This is a genomic window from Azospirillum doebereinerae, from assembly GCF_003989665.1.
GTDB lineage: Bacteria > Pseudomonadota > Alphaproteobacteria > Azospirillales > Azospirillaceae > Azospirillum > Azospirillum doebereinerae.
This window is the reverse complement of the sequence record NZ_RZIJ01000001.1, coordinates 546,591-568,606: the sequence shown is the minus strand read 5'-3', so window position 1 is coordinate 568,606 and position 22,016 is coordinate 546,591. Positions and strand designations below refer to the sequence as shown.

General features: G+C 67.7%; 20 protein-coding genes. 7 read left to right on the top strand and 13 right to left on the bottom strand.

Annotation, left to right across the window (positions count from 1 at the left end; all coding sequences use genetic code 11):
• Nucleotides 1–44: 44 nt before the first annotated feature.
• A complete protein-coding gene (locus EJ913_RS02585; RefSeq protein WP_126994469.1) occupies nt 45–449 on the bottom strand; it encodes a GxxExxY protein in 405 nt (134 codons plus the stop codon).
• A 142-nt stretch (nt 450–591) separates the two neighbouring features.
• On the opposite strand from EJ913_RS02585, the gene queC reads away from it, so the two are divergent.
• Nucleotides 592–1,287 carry a 7-cyano-7-deazaguanine synthase QueC gene (gene queC / locus EJ913_RS02580; RefSeq protein WP_126994467.1) on the top strand — a complete coding sequence of 232 codons (696 nt, stop codon included), beginning with the start codon at nt 592–594 and terminating at the stop codon, nt 1,285–1,287.
• On the opposite strand, the gene EJ913_RS02575 is transcribed toward queC, so the two are convergent.
• From EJ913_RS02575 to EJ913_RS02565, 3 genes are all read right to left on the bottom strand, one after another.
• Nucleotides 1,284–2,198, bottom strand: a complete 915-nt coding sequence (locus EJ913_RS02575) for a branched-chain amino acid ABC transporter permease (RefSeq protein WP_126994729.1) — start codon at nt 2,196–2,198, stop codon at nt 1,284–1,286. The genes queC and EJ913_RS02575 overlap by 4 nt on opposite strands.
• 24 nt (nt 2,199–2,222) lie before the next feature.
• A complete protein-coding gene (locus EJ913_RS02570) occupies nt 2,223–3,404 on the bottom strand; it encodes an ABC transporter substrate-binding protein (protein WP_126994465.1) in 1,182 nt (393 codons plus the stop codon).
• Nucleotides 3,405–3,470: 66 nt separating this feature from the next.
• Nucleotides 3,471–4,178 carry a hypothetical protein gene (locus EJ913_RS02565; RefSeq protein WP_126994463.1) on the bottom strand — a complete coding sequence of 236 codons (708 nt, stop codon included), beginning with the start codon at nt 4,176–4,178 and terminating at the stop codon, nt 3,471–3,473.
• Between the two features lie 326 nt (nt 4,179–4,504).
• Between EJ913_RS02565 and EJ913_RS02560 the strand changes: the two genes are divergently transcribed.
• The 3 genes from EJ913_RS02560 to EJ913_RS02550 all read left to right on the top strand — a co-directional run bounded on the left by EJ913_RS02560 (nt 4,505) and on the right by EJ913_RS02550 (nt 8,608).
• Complete coding sequence (locus tag EJ913_RS02560; RefSeq protein WP_126994461.1) at nt 4,505–5,563, top strand: glycosyltransferase family 2 protein; 1,059 nt, start codon at nt 4,505–4,507, stop codon at nt 5,561–5,563.
• Complete coding sequence (locus EJ913_RS02555) at nt 5,560–7,245, top strand: glycosyltransferase family 39 protein (protein WP_126994459.1); 1,686 nt, start codon at nt 5,560–5,562, stop codon at nt 7,243–7,245. The genes EJ913_RS02560 and EJ913_RS02555 overlap by 4 nt, the downstream gene beginning before the upstream one ends.
• A 148-nt stretch (nt 7,246–7,393) precedes the next feature.
• Nucleotides 7,394–8,608, top strand: coding sequence for a serine hydrolase domain-containing protein (locus EJ913_RS02550; RefSeq protein ID WP_126994457.1), 1,215 nt, complete (start codon nt 7,394–7,396; stop codon nt 8,606–8,608).
• 42 nt (nt 8,609–8,650) lie between these two features.
• On the opposite strand, the gene EJ913_RS02545 is transcribed toward EJ913_RS02550, so the two are convergent.
• From EJ913_RS02545 to EJ913_RS02535, 3 genes are all read right to left on the bottom strand, one after another.
• On the bottom strand, nt 8,651–10,666 hold the full coding sequence (locus EJ913_RS02545; RefSeq protein WP_244939211.1) for a methyl-accepting chemotaxis protein: 2,016 nt from the start codon (nt 10,664–10,666) through the stop codon (nt 8,651–8,653).
• Between the two features lie 287 nt (nt 10,667–10,953).
• Complete coding sequence (locus EJ913_RS02540) at nt 10,954–11,364, bottom strand: nuclear transport factor 2 family protein (protein ID WP_126994453.1); 411 nt, start codon at nt 11,362–11,364, stop codon at nt 10,954–10,956.
• Between the two features lie 124 nt (nt 11,365–11,488).
• Nucleotides 11,489–12,469: a hypothetical protein gene (locus EJ913_RS02535; protein WP_238520542.1), complete on the bottom strand. Its 981-nt coding sequence runs from the start codon at nt 12,467–12,469 to the stop codon at nt 11,489–11,491.
• Between the two features lie 126 nt (nt 12,470–12,595).
• Here EJ913_RS02535 and EJ913_RS31480 point away from each other — a divergent pair, with 126 nt between their 5' ends.
• Nucleotides 12,596–12,733, top strand: coding sequence for a hypothetical protein (locus tag EJ913_RS31480; RefSeq protein ID WP_185909657.1), 138 nt, complete (start codon nt 12,596–12,598; stop codon nt 12,731–12,733).
• A 63-nt stretch (nt 12,734–12,796) separates the two neighbouring features.
• Here the strand turns inward: EJ913_RS31480 and EJ913_RS02530 are convergent, their stop codons facing one another.
• The 3 genes from EJ913_RS02530 to elbB form a co-directional block, all read right to left on the bottom strand.
• Complete coding sequence (locus EJ913_RS02530; RefSeq protein WP_126994451.1) at nt 12,797–13,021, bottom strand: hypothetical protein; 225 nt, start codon at nt 13,019–13,021, stop codon at nt 12,797–12,799.
• Between the two features lie 125 nt (nt 13,022–13,146).
• Nucleotides 13,147–13,716 (bottom strand): hypothetical protein, encoded by a 570-nt coding sequence (locus tag EJ913_RS02525; protein ID WP_126994449.1) that lies wholly within the window; start codon nt 13,714–13,716, stop codon nt 13,147–13,149.
• 125 nt (nt 13,717–13,841) lie between these two features.
• Nucleotides 13,842–14,510 carry an isoprenoid biosynthesis glyoxalase ElbB gene (elbB, locus tag EJ913_RS02520; RefSeq protein ID WP_126994447.1) on the bottom strand — a complete coding sequence of 223 codons (669 nt, stop codon included), beginning with the start codon at nt 14,508–14,510 and terminating at the stop codon, nt 13,842–13,844.
• Nucleotides 14,511–14,672: 162 nt separating this feature from the next.
• Here elbB and gltX point away from each other — a divergent pair, with 162 nt between their 5' ends.
• Nucleotides 14,673–16,016, top strand: a complete 1,344-nt coding sequence (gltX, locus tag EJ913_RS02515) for a glutamate--tRNA ligase (RefSeq protein ID WP_126994445.1) — start codon at nt 14,673–14,675, stop codon at nt 16,014–16,016.
• Between the two features lie 25 nt (nt 16,017–16,041).
• On the top strand, nt 16,042–17,418 hold the full coding sequence (gene cysS / locus EJ913_RS02510; protein ID WP_126994443.1) for a cysteine--tRNA ligase: 1,377 nt from the start codon (nt 16,042–16,044) through the stop codon (nt 17,416–17,418).
• A gap of 333 nt (nt 17,419–17,751) precedes the next feature.
• Here cysS and EJ913_RS02505 read toward each other — a convergent pair whose 3' ends face one another.
• From EJ913_RS02505 to EJ913_RS02495, 3 genes are read right to left on the bottom strand one after another with little or no spacing between them, the layout of a single operon-like run.
• Nucleotides 17,752–19,251, bottom strand: a complete 1,500-nt coding sequence (locus EJ913_RS02505) for a tripartite tricarboxylate transporter permease (RefSeq protein WP_185909656.1) — start codon at nt 19,249–19,251, stop codon at nt 17,752–17,754.
• Nucleotides 19,251–19,697 carry a tripartite tricarboxylate transporter TctB family protein gene (locus tag EJ913_RS02500; protein ID WP_238520537.1) on the bottom strand — a complete coding sequence of 149 codons (447 nt, stop codon included), beginning with the start codon at nt 19,695–19,697 and terminating at the stop codon, nt 19,251–19,253. Before EJ913_RS02500 ends, EJ913_RS02505 begins: the two co-directional genes overlap by 1 nt.
• A gap of 32 nt (nt 19,698–19,729) precedes the next feature.
• Entirely contained in the window at nt 19,730–21,427 is a 1,698-nt protein-coding gene (locus tag EJ913_RS02495) for a methyl-accepting chemotaxis protein (protein ID WP_126994437.1), read from the bottom strand.
• Nucleotides 21,428–22,016: the final 589 nt, after the last annotated feature.

Genomic DNA, 22,016 nt, shown 5'->3' with positions numbered 1-22,016 from the left:
AGGGTTTTTATTTGTCCACAGATGAACACAGATAAACACAGATTTTATTTGATTTTAAAGTCTGGGTTGAGGACACGTTGGATTCCGAGCTTCGGGGTTCCGAAATTCAGGATCAGGCCCTTGGGCAATCGGCTGGCCTTGAGGTAGTTCAGGGTTTGGCTGAGATGGGCGCCGGTGATCGACTCTGTGGCTTTCACTTCGACGATCACCGAATCGGCGACGACTAGATCGGCCACATAGCGTCCGACCAAAGCGTTCTTATAATGGATCCTATGCTCGACCTCCTCCCGGACGGAGAGGTTGCGCAGAGTCAACTCATGAGCCAGGGATTTCTTATAGACAGATTCCAGAAACCCATGGCCGAACGTGTTGGAAACGGCAAAGGCTGCGCCAATGATCTCCGCAGTCAACGGGTCGGATGGCGAGCCGGTGCGATCATCATAAATCATCTGTGTTTATCTGTGTTCATCTGTGGACAAACAAAAATGCTTTGCATATCTGCGAATTATCCAAGAATTATGAGATTCGTCTGCCCGCGAGAGCCAGCGAACACTATGAACGAGCAACAAGACAGTGGAAAGGGCAAGCGCGATGAAGGCCAAGAACGCGGTGGTGCTGGTCAGCGGGGGACTCGATTCGACCACGGTGCTCGCCATCGCCAAGCATGAGGGCTACCGGGTCAACGCGTTGAGCTTTCGCTACGGCCAGCGCCACGCCGTGGAACTGGAGGCCGCGCGGCGGGTGGTCGCGGCCATGGGAGTGGAGCGCCATGTCATCGCCGACATCGATCTGCGCGCGTTCGGCGGTTCCGCCCTGACCGACGCCATCGACGTGCCCAAGCACGATCACGCGAGCGATCTCGGTGGCGGCATCCCGGTCACCTATGTGCCGGCGCGCAACACGGTGTTCCTGTCCTTCGCGCTGGCCTGGGCGGAGACTCTTGGCGCGCAGGATCTGTTCATCGGGGTCAACGCGATGGACTACTCGGGCTATCCCGACTGTCGGCCCGAATACATCGCCGCCTTCGAGACTCTCGCCAACCTCGCCACCAAGGCCGGGGTGGAGGGCACCAGCCGGTTCACGATCCACGCGCCGCTGATGACGCTCGACAAGGCCGGGATCGTCCAGCGCGGGTTGGAACTGGGCGTGGACTACAGCCTGACGCATTCCTGCTACGACCCGGCGCCGGACGGCACCTCCTGCGGCGCCTGCGACAGTTGCCTGCTGCGCCTGCGGGGCTTCGCCGAGGCCGGGCTGGCCGACCCCATCGCCTACGCCAAGCGTTAAGCCGCCGGAAACAGCCCCTTGGGCCGCACCGCCAGCACCAGCGCCATCAGTACGTAGATCGCCATGGAGGCCGCCGCCGCGCCGGCGGCGTTGGCGCTGGCGGCGTCCATCACCAGACGGAAGGTCGCGGGCAGCAGCGCGCGGCCCAGCGTGTCCACCACGCCGACCAGCAGCGCCCCGGCGAAGGCGCCGCGGATCGAGCCGATGCCGCCGATCACGATGACGACGAAGGTCAGGATCAGGATCTGCTCGCCCATGCCGACCTGCACCGCCAGCACCGGCCCCGCCATCGCCCCGGCCAGCCCGGCCAGCCCGCAGCCCAGCGCGAAGACCAGCCCGAAGAGCAGCCGCACGTCGACGCCCAGCGCCATCACCATCTCACGGTTGGTGGCGCCGGCCCGGATCAGCATGCCGACCCGCGTCCGCGATATCAGCAGCCACAGACCGGCCGCCACCGCCAGCCCGGTGCCGAGGATCGCCAGCCGGAAGGCCGGGTATTTCAGCCCCCACAGATCGACGGTCCCGGCCAGCGCGGCGGGCGGGTTCAGGAAGATTGGCACCGGGCCGAACAGGATGCGGACCAGTTCGTTGAAGAACAGGATCAGCCCGAAGGTCGCCAGCACCTGATCGAGATGGTCGCGACGGTAGAGCGTGCGCAGCGCCACTACCTCCACCGCCAGCCCCAGCAGCGCGGTCAGCAGCACGGCGACGGCCAGCGCCGGCAGGAAACCGCCCAGCATCGGCACCAGCGCCGCCGTCAGATAGGCGCCCACCATGTAGAAGGAGCCGTGGGCGAGGTTGATCAGGTCCATGATGCCGAACACGAGCGTCAGCCCGGCCGCCATCAGGAACAGCATCACACCCAGTTGCAGCCCGTTCAGCCCCTGTTCGGCGAGAAGAAGGAAATCCATCATCGTTGGCCGGCGGCGCCATCCTCACTTCATCGCGCAGTCCTTGGCGTAGGCGTCGGCGTGGTCGGTGAAGACGGTGCCGGCCAGCTTGTTGGTGACGGCGCCGTCGGGGCCCTTCACCACCTCGCGCAGGTAGACGTTCTGGATTGGGAACTGGTTGTTGTTGAGGCGGACCGCGCCGCGCAGCCCGTCGAACTTGGCGGTCTTCATCGCGGCGCGCAGCGCGTCCTTGTCCTTCAGGTCGCCGTTGACGCCCTTGACCGCCGCGTCGATCAGCACCGCCGCGTCGTAGCCCTGGGCCGCGTACATCGACGGCAGGCGGTTGAACTTCGCCTTGAAGTCCTTGACGAACTTGGCGTTGGCCGGGGTTTCCAAGTCGGGGCTCCACTGCGCCGAGTTCTTGGCGCCCAGCGCCGACTCGCCGACCGCCGCCAGGATGTCCTGGTCGAAGGAGAAGCCGGGGCCGAACAGCGGTGTGGCGCCCTTCAGCCCGGCCTGCTCGAACTGCTTGATGAAGTTGATGCCCATGCCGCCGGGGTAGAAGGCGAACACCGCGTCCGGCGCCGCCGCCTTCAGCTGCGCCAACTCGGCGGCGTAGTCGAGCTGGCCGACCTGGGTGTAGACCTCGCCCGCGACCGCGCCCTTGTAGTAGCGCTTGAAGCCCGACAGCGAATCCTTGCCCGCCGGGTAGTTCGGCGCCAGCAGGTAGACCTTCTTGAATCCGGCGTCCTGGACATGCTTGCCCATCGCCTCGTGGATCGTGTCGTTCTGGTAGGCGACGTTGAAGAAATACGGGTTGCACTGCGACCCGGCCAGCTGCGACGGGCCGGCGTTGGGGCTGACGAACAGCGTCTTGCCCCCGGCCAGCGTGGGCATCATGGCGAGCGCCAGATTGGACCACACCACGCCGGTCACCACGTTGACCCGGTCGCGCTCCACCATGCGGCTGGCGAGGCCAACGGCGACGTCGGGCTTCTGCTGGTCGTCGGCCTCGACGATCTGCGTCTCCTGCCCGCCCAGCTTGCCGCCAAGATGCTCGGTCGCCAGCGCGAAGCCGTCACGGATGTCGATGCCCAGCCCGGCGCCTGGCCCCGACAGGGTGGTGATCATGCCGATCTTCAGCGGATCGGCGAGGACCGGGGAGGCCAGCAGCGCGAGGGCGGACGTCAGGGCGACAGACGTCAGGGCGAGAAGCGAGCGGGTCATCGGCGGTCCAGCCTCCAGGGTCGTGGGTGGGGTTGGGAAAAGGGCGGTATCACGCCGCCCGAAGACTCATGCGGCGCGGCGTCCGGTCTCGCGCCCGGTTTCCAGGCGGCGGGCCTGCTCGCGGTCCGTGCGGCGGGCGTCGGCCCAGGCGCGCGCGGTGGTCGGGCGGCCCTCGGCGTCGATCAGGCCGCGGGCGAACAGCTCCTCGGCGTGGCGGATGAAGAAGGCGGCGGTGCTCGGCCGCTCCCAATGCTCCATCCAGTTCTGCTCCAGGAAGGCCAGGATGCCGGGCTGGTCCAACTCGACCTCCCACAGCACGCCCAGCAGGGAGGTCTGCTGCTCCTCGTGCATGCAGTCCTCGAAGCACAGGCGCTTGTCGGCGCGCGCCTCCTTGCGGGCGGTGGTCTCCGGGCCGGGGCCGAGGCCGAAGTCGATCAGCGTGCGCCGCTCCGGGGCCGCGCACAGCCAGTGCGTCATCTCGTGGACGATGACGGTCGCCTCGACCTCGGTGCGGATGACCTTGCCGTCCCACATGAAGGAGCGGCTGGGCGGCTCGTCCAGCGTGTCGATGCCGTGGGCGTGGGCCAGCCGCACCGCCTCGGCGCGGTGCAGGGGCGTGTCGACGCCGCCGCCCTCCTCCTCGGCCGGGCGCACCGGCCAGGTTCCGGCGATCCGCCGGAAGGCGGCCAGCGCCTGCGCGTGGCCGTCCAGATGGGCCTCGAAGGCGGCGATGGCCTTCGGCATGTCGTCGGGGGCGATGGGGGTCAGGATCATGCCGCCTATGTGCCGAAAGGGCAGGGCCGGGCGCAAGCGGAATGTCGCCGGTTTGCAGGGTCTTTGCGGCTTCGCCTGGGAAGACGCCGATCCTGCGCTGCGGAATAAAGCGGAGCGGGGTGTGTTGGTGTCGGGAAGCGCCGAGGACGAGCGTTTGGCGGGTGTTTCACGGTGACCGTTTTTTGTGCCGATCCGATCACAAGAGAGGCGTTTTGAACATTCCCATGGATCGTGATATACGCCGAAGGGCGTGCCGGCCGGCCGGGGCCGCCGCCGATTCCCCGCCTTTCCGGTTCGCGACGCACTGACCCAACAGACGGCTGGCCATGTCCCTTTCCGACGCGCCCTCACCGGTCGCACCGGCCGCTCGCGGCGAACCTGCGCACAGGACGGGCCGTCCGTCGCGCACCCGCCTGTCGGTGGTCATTCCCTTCTACAACGAAGGCCCCAACATCGCTGCCCTGTTCGAGCGCCTGACCCCGGCGCTGGACGGGCTGGGGGTGGACTGGGAGGTCGTCTGCGTCAACGACGGCAGCCGCGACGACACGCTGGACCGCCTGCTGGACGCGCACGACCGCGACGGCCGGGTCAAGGTGGTGGATCTGTCGCGCAATTTCGGCAAGGAGCTGGCTCTGTCGGCCGGGCTGACCCACACCACCGGCGACGCCGTGGTGCCGATGGACGCCGACCTCCAGCACCCGCCCGAACTGCTGCCCGCCTTCCTGGAGAAGTGGCGCGAGGGCTACGACGTGGTCGTCGCCGTGCGCCACGCGCGGGTCGGGCAGAGCCTGCAGCACCGCCTGTTCGCCCGAATGTTCTATTGGATCTTCGACCATCTGTCGGAGGTCCGTCTGCCCCGCGAGGTCGGGGACTTCCGGCTGATGGACCGCAAGGTGGTGGAGGTCATCAACCGGATGCCGGAGCGCACGCGCTTCATGAAGGGCATCTTCGCCTGGGTCGGCTTCCGGCAGGCCGCCGTCCCCTACGAGCAGGGGGAGCGCGCCGGCGGCGACACCAAATGGGGCTTCCTCAAGCTGCTGCGCCTGTCGCTGGACGGGCTGACCGCCTTCTCCACCTTCCCGCTGCGGGTGTGGAGTCTGGTCGGCATGGCGCTGTCTGGGGTGGCCTTCGTCTACATCCTGATCCGCCTGCTGCGCACCCTGTTCTTCGGCATCGACGTGCCCGGCTATGAATCCCTGCTGGCGGCGGTGCTGTTCATGGGCGGCATCCAATTGATGACGCTGGGGATCATCGGCGACTATCTGGGCCGCGTCTTCGCCGAGGTGAAGGGGCGTCCGCTGTTCATCGTCCGCTCGGCCCATGGCTTCGAGGATGAGGACGGCGACGGGTTGGGTGGCGATTTGGGCGGGAACCGGCGGCGATGAATTATCAGGCGAAGCGGCCCCCCCTGCCGGATGCGGCGGCGACGGCGGCGGAGGTCCGGCCGCGCCGCGAGGGCGCGCTGTGGGACGATCTGACCCGCGCGCTGCTGCTCGGTCTGCTGATCCTGGCCTCGCTGACCTTCCTCAGCTACGGCATCAGCACCGACGAGGAGGTGCAGCACATCTACGGCAAGAAGCTGCTGTCCTACTACATGAGCGGCTTCCAGGACCGGTCCGCCTTCCATTTCAAGGATCTCTACCTCTACGGCGGGCTGTTCGACCTCGTGACGGCGGTGCTGGTCCCGGTCTCGCCCTTCGAGGAGTACGAGACGCGGCACCTGCTCTGCGCGCTGGTCGGCGTGCTGGGCATCGCCGGGACATGGCGCTACACCCGGCTGCTGGCGGGGCCGCGCGCCGGCTTCGTCGCGGCGGCGCTGCTGGCGCTGAGCGGCGTCTATTACGGCGCGATGTTCAACAACACCAAGGACGTGCCGTTTGCCGCCGGCATGGTGTGGACGCTGTATTTCGCCACCCGCATCCTGAACCAGCTTCCTAGGCCCAGCCTCAGCGCGGTCCTGAAATTCGGCCTCGTGCTGGGGCTGACGCTGTCGATCCGCATCGGCGGGGTGCTGGCCGGCTTCTACCTCGCGCTCGCCATGCTGCTGCATTTCGCGCTGGTGGCGCGGCAGGAGGGGCTGCGCTGGGTCCTGCACGACGCCCGGCTGGCCTTCGTGAAGCTGCTGCCGGCGATCCCGGTCGCCTACGCCATCATGGCCTTCTTCTGGCCCTGGGCGGTCCAGCGCCCGCTGAATCCGTTGGAGGCGCTGCGCGTCGTCTCGCATTTCCCCATCGACATCCAGACGCTGTTCATGGGCCAGATGGTCCATTCGAACGACCCGCCCGCGCTCTACCTGCCGGTCTATCTGGCGGTGAAGCTGCCGGAGGCGGTGCTGGTCGGCGTCGCCGCGGCCATCGTGATGGCCGCCGTCTGGCTGCTGCGCGGCGGCGCGGGGCGCACGGGGGCGTTCAAGCTGGTGCGCTATCTGCCCCTGGCGCTGGCGGGCTTCCTGCCGATCCTGCTGTTCATGCTGTTGCGCCCTTCGGTCTACAACGGCATCCGCCATTTCCTGTTCCTGGTGCCGCCGATGGTGGTGATGGCCGCCATCGCCGCCGACCGGCTGTGGACGCTGGCGGAGCGCGGCGGGCGGGCCTTCGGGCAGGGCTTCGCCTCGGCGCTGACGGTGGTGGCGGTGCTCTACGCGTGGCAGCTCGGCACCATGCACCCGAACCAGTACGTCTATTACAACCAGCTCGTCGGCGGGGTGCGCGGCGCCGACGGCCAGTACGAGCTGGATTACTGGGGCAACTCCCTGCACGAGGCGCTCCAGGAACTGATCGAGTATGTCGAGCGCGAGAACGACGGCCACCCGCCGCCGCGCCAGTACACGCTGACCGTCTGCGGCAACACGCTGGCGGTGCGGTTCGAGCTGCCGCCCTGGCTGCGGCTGGTCAACGGGATCGAGCCGGACTGGCGCAAGGCCGACTTCTTCCTGGCCTTCACCCAGGCCAAGCGCTGCCCCTCGCTGCTCGACGGCCACCCGATCTTCGAGATCGCCGCCGACGACGTGCCGCTCTCCATCGTCAAGGACCGCCGCCCGCCCCCGGCGGAGATTCCGACGGAATAAACGAACCTTACGGCGCCGCCCATGGCACCGGGGTTAATCCGATGCTGCGGCGCGGCGCCCCTTCGCCTGATCTCCGTCCGCACGCATACCGGCGGGCCGCTCCGCTTCCCACTCTCCGAACTCGGTCTTCCGGTGCGGAGGAAGAGGAATGCGGCGGCTGTCGGTCGAGCGGTTGAGGGGCAAGCGCTTCTGGGTCGGAATCCTGGCGGTTCTGGCGCTGTGGAGCGTCCCGCTCGGCCCCATCGAGGCGGTCGGTTACGACCCCCTGCGCGAGACCGTGTCGGCCCTGGTCGACGACCGGCTGGCGGCGGCCGGGCCGGGCGGGCTGGTGGTCGGGGTGATCCGCGACGGCCGCAGCCTCGTCGTCGGACGCGGCGACAGCGGCCGGCCGGACGGCGCGCCGCCCGACGGGCGCACCCTGTTCCAGATCGCCTCGCTGACCAAGCCGTTCACCGGCACCATCATGGCCGAGTTGATCCGCACCGGCCGCGTCGGGGCGTCGGACCCGCTGGAGCGCCACCTGACCCGCGCGTCGCATGTGCCCGATTTCGGCGGGCGCCCGATCCGCCTGCGCGATCTGGCGACCCACACCGCCGGCCTCCCCAACGTGCCGGAGACCGCGCGCTTCTCCTGGAGCCGTCTGGAGGACCCGCGCAACCCCTACAAGCCGCTGAGCCGCGACGAGGTGGCGTCCTGGCTGTCGGGCTACAGCCTGGCCGTGGCGCCGGGCACCCGGTTCCGCTACTCCAACGTCGGCATGGCGGTGCTGGGGGAGGCCCTGTCGGCGGCCTCCGGTCTCTCCTACGAGGCGTTGCTGAAGCGGGTGGTGACCGAGCGGTTCGGGATGAAGGACACCACCCTGCGCCTGTCCGCCGAGCAGCGCGCCCGCAAGGCCGTCGGCCACGCGCGCGGCCGGGCGGTTCCCGATTGGGAGGCGCCGGCGATGCAACCCTCCTTCGGGCTCTATTCGACCGCCGACGACCTGCTGCGCTGGCTGCACGCCAATCTGGGCGATTGCCGGACCGCGAGCGGAGACGCGTGCGACGCCGGGACGGAGGCGACGCTGGCGCTCGCCCAGTCGGTGCAGGTGGACGGGCGGACCCTGGTCGATCCGGGAGCGCTGGGGCCGGGGGCGATGGCGCTGGGCTGGTTCGTCGCCTGGGCCGACGATGGGTCGCCGATCCTCTGGCATTCGGGATCGACCGGCGGCTTCAACGCCTACATCGCCTTCTCGCGCGCCCATCGCTGGGCGGTGGTGGCGCTGACCAACAGCGACCCCGACCGCGTCACCGCCGACAGCGTCGTCACCGACATCGTCCGCCGTTTCGAAGCGCGCTCGGAGGTCGCGGCCATCGTTCAATAAGACATCCAGGAGGACGGCGCACCGGCCGGCCTGTGTTGCATCTCAGGCGGCCCGGACGTCGGCGAGGAAGGTCTCGACCTCGTGACGGAGGGTTTCCGCCTGCCGCGACAGCGCGTTCGAGGCGTCGAGAACCTGGGCCGCCGCGGTTCCGGTCTGGGTTGCCGCCTGATTCACCTGCGCGACGTTGGTGCTCACGTCCTGGGTGCCCTGCGCCGCCTGCTGAACGTTGCGGGCGATCTCCCCGGTGGTCGCGTTCTGCTCCTCGACGGCGGCGGCGATCGTCGAGGTGATCTGGTTGATCGTCGTGATGGTCTGGCCGATGCCGTCGATGGCCGACACGGTCGCCTGCGTCGCGCCCTGGACGCCGGCGATGTGCTGGGCGATCTCCTCCGTCGCCTTGGCGGTCTGGTTGGCGAGCTGCTTCACCTCGCTGGCCACCACCGCGAACCCCTTGCCGGCCTCCCCGGCGCGCGCGGCTTCGATGGTGGCGTTCAGCGCCAGCAGATTCGTTTGGCTGGCGATGTCCTGGATGAGCTTCACCACCTCGCCGATGCGGTCGGTGGCCAGCGCCAGCCCACGCACCTGTTCGGTCGTCTCCTGGGCCTGACGGGTGGCCTGGGTGGTGATGGCGGTGGATTGGGAAATCTGCCGGCCGATCTCCTGGATCGACGCCGCCATCTCCTCGGTGGCGGCGGCGACCGTCTGGACGTTGGCGGTCGTCTGCTCGGCGGCGGCGGCCGACGCGGTCGACTGGAGGTTGGTCCGTTCGGCCAGCGTCGCCATCGACCCGGCGGTGTGGCTCAGTTCGGTGGCGGAGGAGGCGACGTTGCCCAGCACGCGGCTCACCGTCGCGTCGAAGCCCTTGACGAGGCGATCCATCTCGGCCGTGCGCCGTTCCTTGACCGTCCGTTCCGCGTCCTGTTCGGCCTCGATGCGAAGGCGCTCGATGGCGTTGGCCTTGAAGACGACGACGGCGGCGGCCATCGCGCCGATCTCGTCCCGCCGGCCATGGGCCGGAACCTCGACCGTGGTGTCGCCGCCGGCGAGGCGCCCCATGGCATCGGTCATCGCGTTGACCGGGCGGGTGATGCCGCGGGTCAGGGCCAACGAGATGGCGGCGCCGATCGCCAGGGAAATCAGCGAGATGGCGATCATGGTCTGGCGGGTGGACACCACGTCCTCCATGGCGGCCGCGTGGGAGCCGGCCATGGCCTGCTCCTGGCTGGACCGGATGGCCGCGATGGTGTCCTGGATCAACTGGCGGTTCTCCGCCATGGCTTTGGTGTCGGCGATGCGCTGCGCGACCACCTTTTCGAGTGTCACGGTCGCCACGGTGTAGGTCGCGACGTCCGCCTCGATCGCGTGCAGCTTCTCCAGAAGTTGCGGCGCTTCCGTTTCAAGGCGCTCCAGCCGTTCGAGCGGCTCGCGCAGGGCGTCCAACTCGATGGCCGAGAGCATCATTTCCGACGCTTCGTTCGTCGTCAGGAACTTGTACACGTAGAGTTGCCCACGCAGCAGATGGTCCTGCGCGGCGGCGACGGCGGCGACGGACTCCTGGTGTCCGGCGGCCTGCATCTCGCCCACGATCTCGGTCAGCATCTGGCGGATGCGCGTGTCGGTCGGCGCCAGCACGTCGTTGATGATGCGCTCACGCTCCTTCAGGCCGGCGTCGACGCTCTGGACATAATTCGCGTATGTTTTTTCCGCGTCGACCACGGCGGCGAACAGCGTCGACCAGTCCGGGTCGGTGATCGCGCTCTTGGCGGTGTCGATCGACCGCCGCCAATCCTGGTTGATCTCCCGCAGCTTGTCCCTGGTCTCGTCGCTCTGGGCGATGATGACATCGCCGATGCGGATTCCGGATTCCTTGGCCTTGGTTTCCACGTCCCGGACGAGGAGGCTGGTGCTGTTGATCCGGGAGAATTCGCTGAAGCTCGTCTCGATCCCGTTCAGTTTGACCCACACCACCCCGATCAGGAGCAGAGACAGCAGGATGACGGAGGTGAAGCCAAGGGCGATACGCGGACCGATGCGCAGCGAGGTCAAGAAGGTCGGCATATCATGGCTCCTGTGTATCCCAAAGCGGCGCTTTGTCGGCCGCCTGCTCTTTCGGCGAGATGTTTTCGGATACAGCAAGTGAATTAAAAATTCCTAACGGCAGGCAGGAAAAATTATTCGCTAAATTTATCGAATTTTATAAGTTTATTCGATTTCCTCTTGGAGGATCTGAAAGAGACCTCACGCTGGAAAGGGCGCTTTGCACTGTTCGACCGGTGCGCGGAAGGCCCGCCACGTCGCCGGAGGACGCGGACCGTCACGCAGAGAGGCCTCGCGTCGAACAGGGGTCAGTGCAGGCGTCGGGGCGGGGCGTCGGGGCGTTCCACGTCGGCGCGGGTCTGGGCGATGGGGCCGGCCTGGTGGTGGACGAGACGCCAAGCCCCGTCCTCGCGCGCGAACAGGTTGGTCGCGGCCAGGGTGGCGCCGCCCAGCATCTCCTCGCAGAGCACCAGCGCGGTGTCGCCGTGCAGGGTCACCCGCTCGTTGCGGGCGTGCGCGGTCACGCCGGTCGGCGTGCGCAGCACGTCGCGCCAACTGGTCAGCACCGCGTCGCGGCCGAACAGGGCGGCCCAGCCGGGATGGATGCAGGACACGGGCAGCCGGTCCGCCCACAGCGATTCCATGGCGGCGATGTCGCGGTTCGTGAAGGCCCGGTAGAACGCTTGGTTGAGAGCCAGCAGGGTGTCGCGGTCGGTCATGACGGTGTCCCGTGGAGCGGATGGCCTCGCGCCCGCCGGAGCGTCGCCCTTTCGCTTGTAGAGAAGACCGACCGGCGCCGCAAGCGCCGGTCCGGTCTGGAACCACCCCGCTGCTGGGACAATCTCAGGCGGTGAGATCGACGCTCTGGGCCTTGGCGCCGGTGGCGGCGGCCGTGGCACCGGTGGAGGCGCTGGCCGTGGCGGCGGACTTGCCGTCGGTCAGGCCCGGAACCGGCACCGACATGTCGAGCTTCAGGTGGGTGACGCCGTCCTTGCCGGTGGTCGGTTTCAGCACCGCGAGGCCCTTAAGCCCGTCGCCGCCGGCCTTCGACGCCATGTCGTTCAGCTTGCCGAGGATGTTTTTGATCTCGTCGTCGCTGAAGCCTTCGGCGCGGACGATCATGCCGGTCGACTTGCCGGTCGCCGTCGTGGTGGAGGCGCTGAACCCCATGCCCTGTCCGCCGCCGGCCTGGAGCCGCGCCTCGTCCTTGCGGAAGTCCAGCGTCGACTTCGCGAAGGAGATCTGCACCTTGCGGTCGCCGTCCTGAATGCTCAGCTCGATGCCGTGCGATTCGATGGACCATTGCGACCGGGCGGTCTGCATGTCCACCGCCATGCCGCTGAAGTCCATGTCGCCCAGCTTCGACTTCATCGCGTCGCCGAAACCGGCGGTGGCGTCGTCGATGCGGTTCTGCGGCACGCCCAGCGAGCCCAGGATGTCGCCCAGCCCTTGCTTCATCGTGTCGATGGCGCTGCCGAACACATCGGCGAGGCCCTTGCCGTGATCGAGCGCGCTCTGCATCAGCCCCTGCGCCTCCTTGGCGCGGTCGAGGCTCTTGCCGGTGCCGCCGCCGCCCGCGTTCTTGGCGGCGTCCTTGGCGCCCTGGCCGGAGAGGCTGTCGAGCAGCGATTCCATCGATTCGCTGATCGTGTAGGCCGGCGCGTTGGAGAGGTTGCCGATCTTCTCGGCGACATCCGTCTTGGCGTCGCTTTTGGCCTCGGTCGAGGTCTTTTTCGCCGTACCGGTGGCAGCGGCGTTGGATAAAACGTTGGTTTTTCCGGTCGGCCCGGACAGCTCCGCGTAATACATGGAATGCCCCCGCATGAAGATATATCCCGCGTCCGACAGGTTGATACCGATAGCCTTTACCAGACGTTAATTTCGCAGAATTTTCGCAATCGCCAGTAGAGCTTAGTTTTAGAACGAATTAATTTGGGGGATGAGGGGGGTGTGGCTCTCGCGCCGTCGCCGCCGTTTGGGCGCGCAATGCGGCTTCCGGCCCTGGATGCCGCTGAGAGGCTTTATAAAAACGGTCTCGCCCCGGAAATCGACGCCATGGCCGAACGCCGTTTTATCGGCATCGCTTGATCCGGGTTGGCGATGCGCGTGCGGACGAAGGGAGGCGCTTTCCCTTCGCCCGCGATCGGCGTTTCAGCCCAGCGTCATGCGAATGATGATCGCGATCATGCTGAAGGCTCCCAACACGGCCGGCAGGACGATCCAGGTCGGGTGGAACAGGATCGCCAACGGCATGATCAGGATCAGGATCATCGCCGGAAACACGACATACGGAGAGTTTCCCCAGTTGCTCAGCAACCCGGCGGGGTTTTCGTCTTCTCCAAGGTAAGCATCGGCACTGACAGCTTGGTCCGTCATCTCATACACCCAAAGAATTTATGGTTTTCCCCTGGTCCCGCTCTGCGGCGGGACGAGGGTACATACGCCAGGGTGCTTTGGATGGCGAGTCTGGACTTGGGGCTGGTCTTTAAAAATTTAGACCCTTAAGCAGCTTCGGTGAGGGCCAGATGCGGGCGCCGCGCCGCCGACTGGATGGTGAAGGGAGCGCGGACGCCGCCGTTGAACAGCTCGGCGCATTCCAGGGCCTTCAACAGGCGTTCCTCCGGAGCCAGCCCGGCGGTGGAGGCGAGCGAGCCCAGCGCGTAGTCGGCGCCGCAGCCGATGGCGTGGTAGCCGCGCACCGCCTCGCCGACCTGATAATCGGACTGCACGGTGAACAGGCGGCCCTCGCAGCCGACCATGAAGGTGCCGCCGGTCTCGACCTCGTTGGAGCGGTGGGCGTAGCCGCCGTCCTTCAGGCAGCCGCGCACGGCATCGACGAAATCGACCACCATGTAGCGGAAGAGGTCGAGGTCCGGCTCGCGCGGCGGCGGCTCCAGCCGGTAATGCAGCAACTGGCCCATGCGGAAGGAACTGGTGAAGCCGATCAGGCAATCGCCGTTGCGAAACACCTTCGTGTCGGCGCGGACCGTGATGTCCAGCCCGTTCACCCCGGCGCTGTCGCCGCCCATCCACACACGATCGCCGTCCACCAAGCCCACAATGCAGGTCATCGCCACCCTCGTCTCAAGAAAAACGGAACTGAGGGCAAGGGTGGGCGAGGACGGTTAACGAACTCTTGCCAGCGCTTTGCGCAAGAAGAGGTAGATCTACCTCTTTCGATGCTTGGGCTTGACCGTCAGCGAGCCAGTGTGATCAGGGCCTTGACTGTATTTTCTGCTCCCTCGGCGATCTCGGCCAGAGTGGACTCCAGCATGTAGCAGGGGGAGGTCACCACCTTCAGCGCCTCGTCGATCACCACCTCGCCGGCGGCGGTGGCGCGGTGCCGGGCACCCAGCTTTTCCACGGCGGCGGCGGTCTCGGTGTCCTGGCCGATGGTCAATTCGACGCCCTGCTGGCCCAGCAGCGCCGCGAGGATAGTCGGTGCGATGCAGAGCGCGCCGATCGGCTTGCCGGCGGCGCGCAGGAGGGCCACCGCCGCGACGACCTCCGGGTTGACCGTGCAGTCCGCCCCCTTGAAGGCGAAGTCGCTGAGGTTCTTCGCAGCGCCGAAGCCGCCGGGGATGACCAGCGCGTCCACCGCCTCGGCGGTGAAGGCGGAGAGCGGCTGAATTTTGCCACGGGCGATGCGGGCGGATTCGACCAAGACGTTGCGGGTCTCGCCGCTCTCCTGGCCGGTCCGATGGTCGACGACGTGGGCCTGATCGATGTCGGGGGCGTAGCAGACGGCCTCCGCCCCGGCCCGGCTGATCGCCAGCAGGGTGCAGACGGCTTCGTGTATCTCGGATCCGTCATAGACGCCGCAGCCCGCCAGCACGACGCCGATGCGCATGGTCTTTCCGGTCATGGTCTCGCTTCCCAGTGAGTTGGAGTGTTGGGCGCAAAATACCCGATGGCCGGTTGTCCGCCTACGGGTCCTGCAACCCCTCTTCCTCCGCGTGGCTTTCGAAGCGTGGCGCGCCGTGCTAGGACTGGCCGCTTCCCCTTCCCAAGCGAGCCGATCCGTCCCATGTCCACCGCCGTCCGTTTCGCCCCCAGCCCGACCGGCCGCATCCACGTCGGCAACGTCCGTCTGGCGCTCGTGAACTGGCTGTTCGCGCGCAAGACCGGTGGAACCTTCCTGTTCCGGCTCGACGACACGGACGAGGAGCGCTCGACCCAGGAGTTCGCCGACGGCATCGCGCGGGATCTGACCTGGCTGGGTCTGGACTGGGACCGCTTCGCCCGTGAGAGCGACCGATACCCGCGCTATGACGAGGCCGCCGCCGCGTTGAAGGCCGCCGGCCGGCTCTACCCCTGCTACGAGACGCCGGAGGAGTTGAGCCTCAAGCGCGCCAGCTTGGTGTCGCAGGGCCGCCCGCCGCTCTACGACCGCGCCGCCCTGCGCCTGACCGACGCCGATCGCGCGCGGCTGGAGGGGGAGGGGCGCAAGCTGCACTGGCGCTTCAAGCTGACCGCGACCCCGGTCGAGTGGACCGACCTTGTGCGCGGCCCGGTGCGGTTCGATGGCGCGGCGCTGAGCGATCCCGTGCTGATCCGCGAGGACGGGCGCCCGCTCTACACGCTGACCAGCGTGGTGGACGACGCCGATTTCGCCATCACCCACATCATCCGGGGCGAGGACCACGTTGCCAACACGGCCGTGCAGATCCAGATCTTCGAGGCGCTGGGCGCCGCCGTCCCCGGCTTCGCCCACCTGCCGCTGCTGACCGACGCGGGCGGGCAGGGGCTGTCGAAGCGGCTGGGCAGCCTGTCCATCGGCAGCCTGCGCGACGACGACGGGATCGAGCCGATGGCGCTGTCGAGCCTGCTCGCCAAGCTCGGCACCTCGGACCCCGTCGAGGCGCGGTTGACCCTGGACGAACTGGTGGCGGAGTTCGACCTGTCCAAGGTCTCGCGCGCCACGCCGAAATTCGACCCCGAGGATCTCGCCCGCCTGAACGCCCGCCTCCTGCACCTGACGCCGTTCGAGCGGGTGGCGGACAAGCTGGCGGCGCTGGGGCTGGCCGGGGCCGACGCCGCCTTCTGGGAGGCGGTGCGCCCGAACCTCGCCCGGCTGGCGGACGCGGCCGACTGGTGGGCGGTGACCCACGCGCCGGTGACCCCGCTGGTCGAGGACGCCGCCTTCCTGGCCCAAGCCGCCGCGCTGCTGCCCGAGGAGCCGTGGGATCTCGGCACCTGGGGGGCGTGGACCGCCGCCGTGAAGGGGGCGACGGGACGCAAGGGCAAGGAGCTTTTCCTCCCTCTGCGCCGGGCGCTGACCGGCCGCGACCATGGACCGGAATTGAAGAACCTGCTACCCCTGATCGGGCGCGCGCGCGCCTTGCGCCGCCTAAATGGCGAGACCGCCTGAACCCCTGTCTTCGGAGATTTGCACCGTGCCGTTGGACCTCTACAACACGCTGACCCGCCGCAAGGAGCGCTTCGAGCCGCTTCGTCCGGACCATGTCGGCATGTATGTCTGTGGCCCGACCGTCTACGACACGGCGCACATCGGCAACGCCCGGCCGGTGGTGGTCTTCGACCTGCTGTTCCGGCTGCTGACGCGGCTCTACCCCTCGGTGACCTATGTCCGCAACATCACCGACGTGGACGACAAGATCATCGACCGCTCGCGCGACAGCGGGGAGTCGATCGACGATCTGACCCGGCGCACCACCGATCTGTTCCACGCCGACATGGACGCGCTGAACGCGTTGCGCCCGACCATCGAGCCGCGCGCGACGCACCACATCACCCACATGATCGCGCTGATCGCCACGCTGATCGAGCGCGGCAACGCCTACGCGGCCGAAGGGCATGCGTTGTTCTCGGTGCCGTCGATGCCGAGCTACGGGCAGCTCTCGCGCCGCTCGCTGGACGACATGATCGCCGGCGCGCGGGTCGAGGTGGCGCCCTACAAGCGCGACGCGGCCGACTTCGTCCTGTGGAAGCCCAGCGCCGACGACCAGCCGGGTTGGGACAGCCCGTGGGGCCGGGGCCGTCCGGGCTGGCACATCGAATGCTCCGCCATGGCCAAGGAGCATCTCGGCGTCACCTTCGACATCCACGGCGGCGGGCTGGATCTGATCTTCCCGCACCACGAGAACGAGATCGCCCAGAGCCGCTGCGCCCACGGCACCGACACGCTGGCCCGCACCTGGGTGCACAACGGCTTCGTGACCGTCGAGGGCGAGAAGATGTCGAAGTCGCTCGGCAACTTCTTCACCGTGCACGACCTGCTCGACGAGTTCCCCGGCGAGGCGATCCGCCTGACCCTGATGGGTGCCCAGTACCGCCAGCCGCTGGACTTCACCCGCGACGGCATCCGGCAGGCCAAGGGCACGCTGGACCGCTGGTATCAGGCGCTGCGCGGCGGGCCGGAGCCCTTGGCGTCGGATCTGCCGTTCGACGTCCTGGCCGCGCTGGAGGACGACCTCAACACGCCGCTGGCGATTTCCCACCTGCACGAGCTGGCGACCGCCGTGAACAAGGCGCAGAGCGACGCCGAAAAGGCGGCGGCCAAGGGCGCGCTGCTGGCTGGCGGCGCGCAGTTGGGTCTGTTGCAGCAAGACCCGGAGGCGTGGTTCCGCTGGGCGCCGAAGGGCGGGGCGGACGGGTTGTCGGACGCGGCGGTGGAGCAGCTGATCGCCGACCGCAAGGCGGCGCGGGCGGGCAAGAACTTCGCGGAAGCCGACCGCATCCGCAAGGAACTGGCCGACCAGGGCATCGTCCTGGAGGACGGCCCGCAGGGAACCACTTGGAAGCGGGCGTGACATAGCTGTCGCGGGAAACTGTCCATCGGCGCTCTTGACCGGCGCGCGGGATGGGGCAATATCGGGGGTGGGCGTACCGGGGGGCCTATTCCCCGATACGCCCGCCCGATCAGCGGTTCAGGTAGTCAAGGAATGCCTTGATCACCTGCAACAGCAGGATCAGGAGAGTGAGGATCTTTTCCATCCTCAGCACCTCCCAGTGTGCAGCGGCGGTGGCGGCCTACCCGCCACCGCGTCCGCGCCGCCAATCCATTAGATCCTGCGGTTGTGTGCAAGGGCTGGGCGTGTCCTGACCGTTGTCCCTGTTGTCGCGGGTGCGCCCGATTCGGCGAATCATTCCTTGAACGCGACCTCGCGCTGGCGGCGGAAGTTCGGCAGCAGGATCAGGGCCAGCAGCCCGGCGGCGACCGCCAGCAGCCCCGCGCTGATCGGCCGCGTCGCGAAGACCGTCACGTCGCCTTGCGACAGCAACATCGCGCGGCTGAGGTTCTCCTCCAGCAGGGGACCCAGCACGAAGCCCAGCAGCAGCGGCGCCGGCTCGCAGTCCAGCTTCTTCAGGACATAGCCGAACACCCCGAAACCGGCCATGGTGATGACGTCGAAGACGTCGTTCTTCAGGCTGTAGGTGCCGATGCAGCAGAAGACCAGGATCGCCGGGAACAGATAGGCGTAGGGCACCCGCAGCAGCCGCACCCACAGCCCGATCAGCGGCAGGTTCAGCACCACCAGCATCACGTTGCCGACCAGCATGCTGGCGACCATGCCCCAGAACAGCTCGGGCTGCTTGGTCATGATCTGCGGACCCGGCGTGATGCCGTGGATCATCATGGCGCCGATCATCAGCGCCATCACCGCGTTGGAGGGAATCCCGAGGCTGAGCATCGGGATGAAGCTGGCTTGGGCGCCTGCGTTGTTCGCCGCCTCCGGCCCGGCGACGCCCTGGATGGCGCCATGCCCGAAACGGCCGGGATCGCGCGCGACCTTCTTCTCCAGCGCGTAGGCGGCAAAGGCGCTGAGCGTCGCCCCGCCGCCCGGCAGGATGCCGAGGATCGTGCCGAGCGCCGTGCCGCGCACCGCCGCCGGCCATGCCTCGCGGAAGTCGGCCAGGCTGGGCCACAGCCGGGCGATCGGCGCCGGGGACACGCCGCGCCCTTCGGTCTCCTCCAGGTTGATGATGATCTCGGCCAACCCGAACAGCCCCATGGCGAGCGGCACGAAATCCAGACCGTCGTAGAGCTGCGGGATGTCGAAGGTGAAGCGCATCTGGCCGGAATTCACGTCGGTGCCGACCATCGCCAGCAGCAGTCCGACCAGGATCATGGCGATGGCCTTGACCACCGACCCGTGGGCCAGGATCACCGCGCCGATCAGGCCGACGAGCATCAGCGCCACATACTCCGCCGGCCCGAAGGCCAGCGCGATCCCGGCCAGCGGCGGCCCCGCCACCGCGATGACCAGCGTGGCGACCACCCCCGCGAACAGCGAGGCGAGCGCCGCCGTGGCCAGCGCCACCCCGGCCCGGCCCTGGCGCGCCATCGCGTGGCCGTCCAGGCAGGTCATGACCGAGGAGGACTCACCCGGCAGCTTCACCAGGATCGCCGTGGTCGATCCGCCGTACTGCGCGCCGTAGAAGATGCCGGCCAGCATGATCAGCGCGCCGACCGGCGGCAGGTAGAAGGTGATGGGCAGCAGCAGCGCCACCGTCGCCACCGGCCCGATGCCGGGCAACACCCCGATCAGCGTGCCGATCAACGTGCCGAGGAAGCAGTAGAACAGGTTCATCGGCATCAGCGACACGCCGAGGCCGAGCCAGAGATTCGCGAAGACGTCCATCACGGCCAGATCTGGAGCGGCAAGCCCAGCCCCCAGGAGAAGATTGCGACGCAGCCGGTCGCCAGACCGGCCCACAAGGCGGTGAAGGGGGCGGGGCGCAGCGGCCGGCCGGCGAAGCCGCCGATCCCGATCAGCGCCAGGATCGCCAGCACCAGACCCAGCCGGTCGAGCAGGACGGCGAAGGCCAGCACCGCCACGGTGATGGCGACCGAGGGCCGCCATGCCCAGCCAAAGGCGACCGGCCCGTCGGCGGTCACCGCGCGGACCATCGTCGCCAGCCCCATCGCGAGCAACAGGACGCAGACCAGGCGCGGGAAGAAGCCGGCCTGCATCGCCGCCAGCGTGCCGGCCTCCCAGCCGCGCGCCAGCCAGAATCCGCTCAGCGCGATGACGCTGATCAGGAGGCCGCCGGCGAGATCCTGGGGGGAGCGCAGCCTGTGTGCCATGGCGTTTCGTCCGTTCCGTTCCTGCGACGGGGTCATGCCGCGGTGATGCGGGTGATGAAGGCCTCGATCTCGTGGTCGAGGCGGTTGAAGCTGCGCGACAGCTCCTCCGTCGTGTTCTGCACCGCGCCGGCGGAATGGCCGGTGGTCTCGGCCGCCTGCTGGACCAGACGCATCTCCTGCATCACCGCCATGGTGTCGGAGGCGGCGCGCTGCGAGCGTTCGCTGATGTCGCGGGTCGCGGCGTCCTGCTCCTCCACCGCGGCGGCGACGGTGCCCAGCGATTCGTCGACCTGACGGATCGTGCCGACGATGGCGCGGATGGCGTTGACCGCCGCGTGGGTGGCGCCCTGGACGGCGGCGATCTCGGCGCCGATCTCCTCGGTCGCCTTGGCGGTCTGGTTGGCGAGGCTCTTGACCTCCTGGGCCACCACGGCGAAGCCCTTGCCGGCCTCGCCGGCGCGGGCCGCCTCGATGGTGGCGTTCAGGGCCAGCAGGTTGGTCTGGCCGGCGATCGACTGGATGAGGCCGACGACCTCCTCGATCTTGCGGCTGGCCTCGCTGAGGCCCTGGACGATGCCGTCGGTGCGCCCGGCCTCGTCCACCGCGCCGCGCGCCAGCTGCGCCGACTGGGTGATCGAGCGGGTGATCTCGTCGATGGAGGCGCGCAGCTGCTCGGCCCCGGCGGCGACGCTCTCGACCTCGCTGGTCGCCTCCTGCACGGAATGGGCGACGCTGTCGCTGTGGTGGCTGGTCTGCCGGGCGTTCTCCAGCATCGAGCTGGCCTCGTCGCGCACCGATCCGGCCGAGCGCACCAGCTCGCCCATCATGCCCTTGACCGACGCCTCCAGATCGTTGGCGAGCGAAGCCATGGCGGCGCGCCGCTCCTCCTCGTTGCGGCTGCGCATGGCGTCCTGCTCGTGCGACAGCTCCTGCACGCGGATGGCGTTCTCCTTGAACACCTGGACCGTGCGGGCCATCTGGCCGATCTCGTCGCCGCGCTCGGCGGCCGGAATCTCCGAATCGAGCTTGCCGTGGGCCAGTCGCTCCATCGCGCCGGTCAGCCGCACGATGGGCCGGGCGATGTTGAGGCCGATGAACAGGGCGACGCCCACCGTGATCGCCAGCGCCGCCACCGCGACGACGGAGAAGGCCTGGGTCGTGGTGTCGACCGACGCGCTGACGACGGTGTAGGCGTCGGTGGAGCGCTGGCGCTGGTAGGTCAGGTATTCGCGGCTGGTCGTGTGCAGCCGGGTGTAGGCGGCCTGCACCTCCTGGAGGAAGTCGAGCGGATCGACGCCCATCTTCAGCAGGTCGAGGAAGCTGCCGACCTTGGCGAGGTAGGTCGCCGTGTCGGCGCCGAACCGTTCCAGGAACTTGGCCTCGTCGCCGGTGTCGGCGCTGCTCTGTTTCAGCGTGTCGGCCTGCCCCTTCAGCTTGGCCAGGAAGCCGCTGAGCGACTTCATCTCCTCCTCCACCGCCTTGGGCGAGGCGTTCGCGTTGCTCAGGATGACCGTCCGGTACATCCCGGCATGCGCCACGGTCAGCGTGTCGGTCAGCCCCTGGATCTCCGCCTCGCGGGTGAAGGAGCGGTTGAACAGCGTGTCCAGCAGGCGCGACTGCTCGGTGATGGCCGACCAGCCCAGCAGCGCGATCACCAGCATGCCGATGATCGCCGTCGTCGCCGGGATCGCCATCTTGACGGGGATGTGGAAGTTGTTGAGGAGGGTCATGGGGCACCTGAGTCGGCGGACGGCCCGGTGATGGACCGCAAGGCGTCGCCTTGAAGCGGGGGGACGGGGAGTGGCGAGGGCAGGGCGCGAGGGTTGTGGCCGGCGTGCGGCGGAACCGGCTCCGCCGCCACGACGCCGCCAGCCGCCAGAACCGGGACGCTGAACCGCATGTCCGTCTCCCCTTCTCCTGATCGGCCGGTGTGATGCGCAGCGGACGCTTCACAATGGCTCGTCGATGGTGCCGTTGAAGGCCTTGCCCGTTGGGTATCTGAAACGGAAAGTATTTTCCAAAGATTAACGATTGGAAATTTTCTTTCGACAATGCGGTTACATAAAAATTTATCTTTTTAATTTAGCACATCGCCCGTCACCTCAAGTCATACTCCGATATTCATTTCAAAATGAAGATTATTACCTTGATTTGGCTTTTTGAAAAACGGAGAAGCCGCACCAAGAAAAAGGGAGAATTTGCCGGAAGCTTCTCCGCAAATCCTGAAGTCCCGGCGGCTTGATCGCATTAAGATAGAGGCTATCAGAACAATTTTCCCGCATCAATAGCAGAGCCATTCAAATTTCTGCTCTTCGCTGC

Bases quoted from the DNA above. Each gene is read 5' to 3' on its own strand.
- EJ913_RS02505 (WP_185909656.1), bottom strand. From the start codon at position 19,251: ATGGACGTCTTCGCGAATCTCTGGCTCGGCCTCGGCGTGTCGCTGATG.
- EJ913_RS02530 (WP_126994451.1), bottom strand. From the start codon at position 13,021: ATGACGGACCAAGCTGTCAGTGCCGATGCTTACCTTGGAGAAGACGAA.
- EJ913_RS02570 (WP_126994465.1), bottom strand. From the start codon at position 3,404: ATGACCCGCTCGCTTCTCGCCCTGACGTCTGTCGCCCTGACGTCCGCC.
- EJ913_RS02545 (WP_244939211.1), bottom strand. From the start codon at position 10,666: ATGCCGACCTTCTTGACCTCGCTGCGCATCGGTCCGCGTATCGCCCTT.
- EJ913_RS02575 (WP_126994729.1), bottom strand. From the start codon at position 2,198: ATGGATTTCCTTCTTCTCGCCGAACAGGGGCTGAACGGGCTGCAACTG.
- EJ913_RS02585 (WP_126994469.1), bottom strand. From the start codon at position 449: ATGATTTATGATGATCGCACCGGCTCGCCATCCGACCCGTTGACTGCG.
- EJ913_RS02560 (WP_126994461.1), top strand. From the start codon at position 4,505: ATGTCCCTTTCCGACGCGCCCTCACCGGTCGCACCGGCCGCTCGCGGC.
- EJ913_RS02525 (WP_126994449.1), bottom strand. From the start codon at position 13,716: ATGACCTGCATTGTGGGCTTGGTGGACGGCGATCGTGTGTGGATGGGC.
- EJ913_RS02535 (WP_238520542.1), bottom strand. From the start codon at position 12,469: ATGCGGGGGCATTCCATGTATTACGCGGAGCTGTCCGGGCCGACCGGA.
- EJ913_RS02500 (WP_238520537.1), bottom strand. From the start codon at position 19,697: ATGGCACACAGGCTGCGCTCCCCCCAGGATCTCGCCGGCGGCCTCCTG.
- queC (WP_126994467.1), top strand. From the start codon at position 592: ATGAAGGCCAAGAACGCGGTGGTGCTGGTCAGCGGGGGACTCGATTCG.
- EJ913_RS02550 (WP_126994457.1), top strand. From the start codon at position 7,394: ATGCGGCGGCTGTCGGTCGAGCGGTTGAGGGGCAAGCGCTTCTGGGTC.
- EJ913_RS02555 (WP_126994459.1), top strand. From the start codon at position 5,560: ATGAATTATCAGGCGAAGCGGCCCCCCCTGCCGGATGCGGCGGCGACG.
- elbB (WP_126994447.1), bottom strand. From the start codon at position 14,510: ATGACCGGAAAGACCATGCGCATCGGCGTCGTGCTGGCGGGCTGCGGC.
- EJ913_RS02495 (WP_126994437.1), bottom strand. From the start codon at position 21,427: ATGACCCTCCTCAACAACTTCCACATCCCCGTCAAGATGGCGATCCCG.
- EJ913_RS02540 (WP_126994453.1), bottom strand. From the start codon at position 11,364: ATGACCGACCGCGACACCCTGCTGGCTCTCAACCAAGCGTTCTACCGG.
- gltX (WP_126994445.1), top strand. From the start codon at position 14,673: ATGTCCACCGCCGTCCGTTTCGCCCCCAGCCCGACCGGCCGCATCCAC.
- EJ913_RS02565 (WP_126994463.1), bottom strand. From the start codon at position 4,178: ATGATCCTGACCCCCATCGCCCCCGACGACATGCCGAAGGCCATCGCC.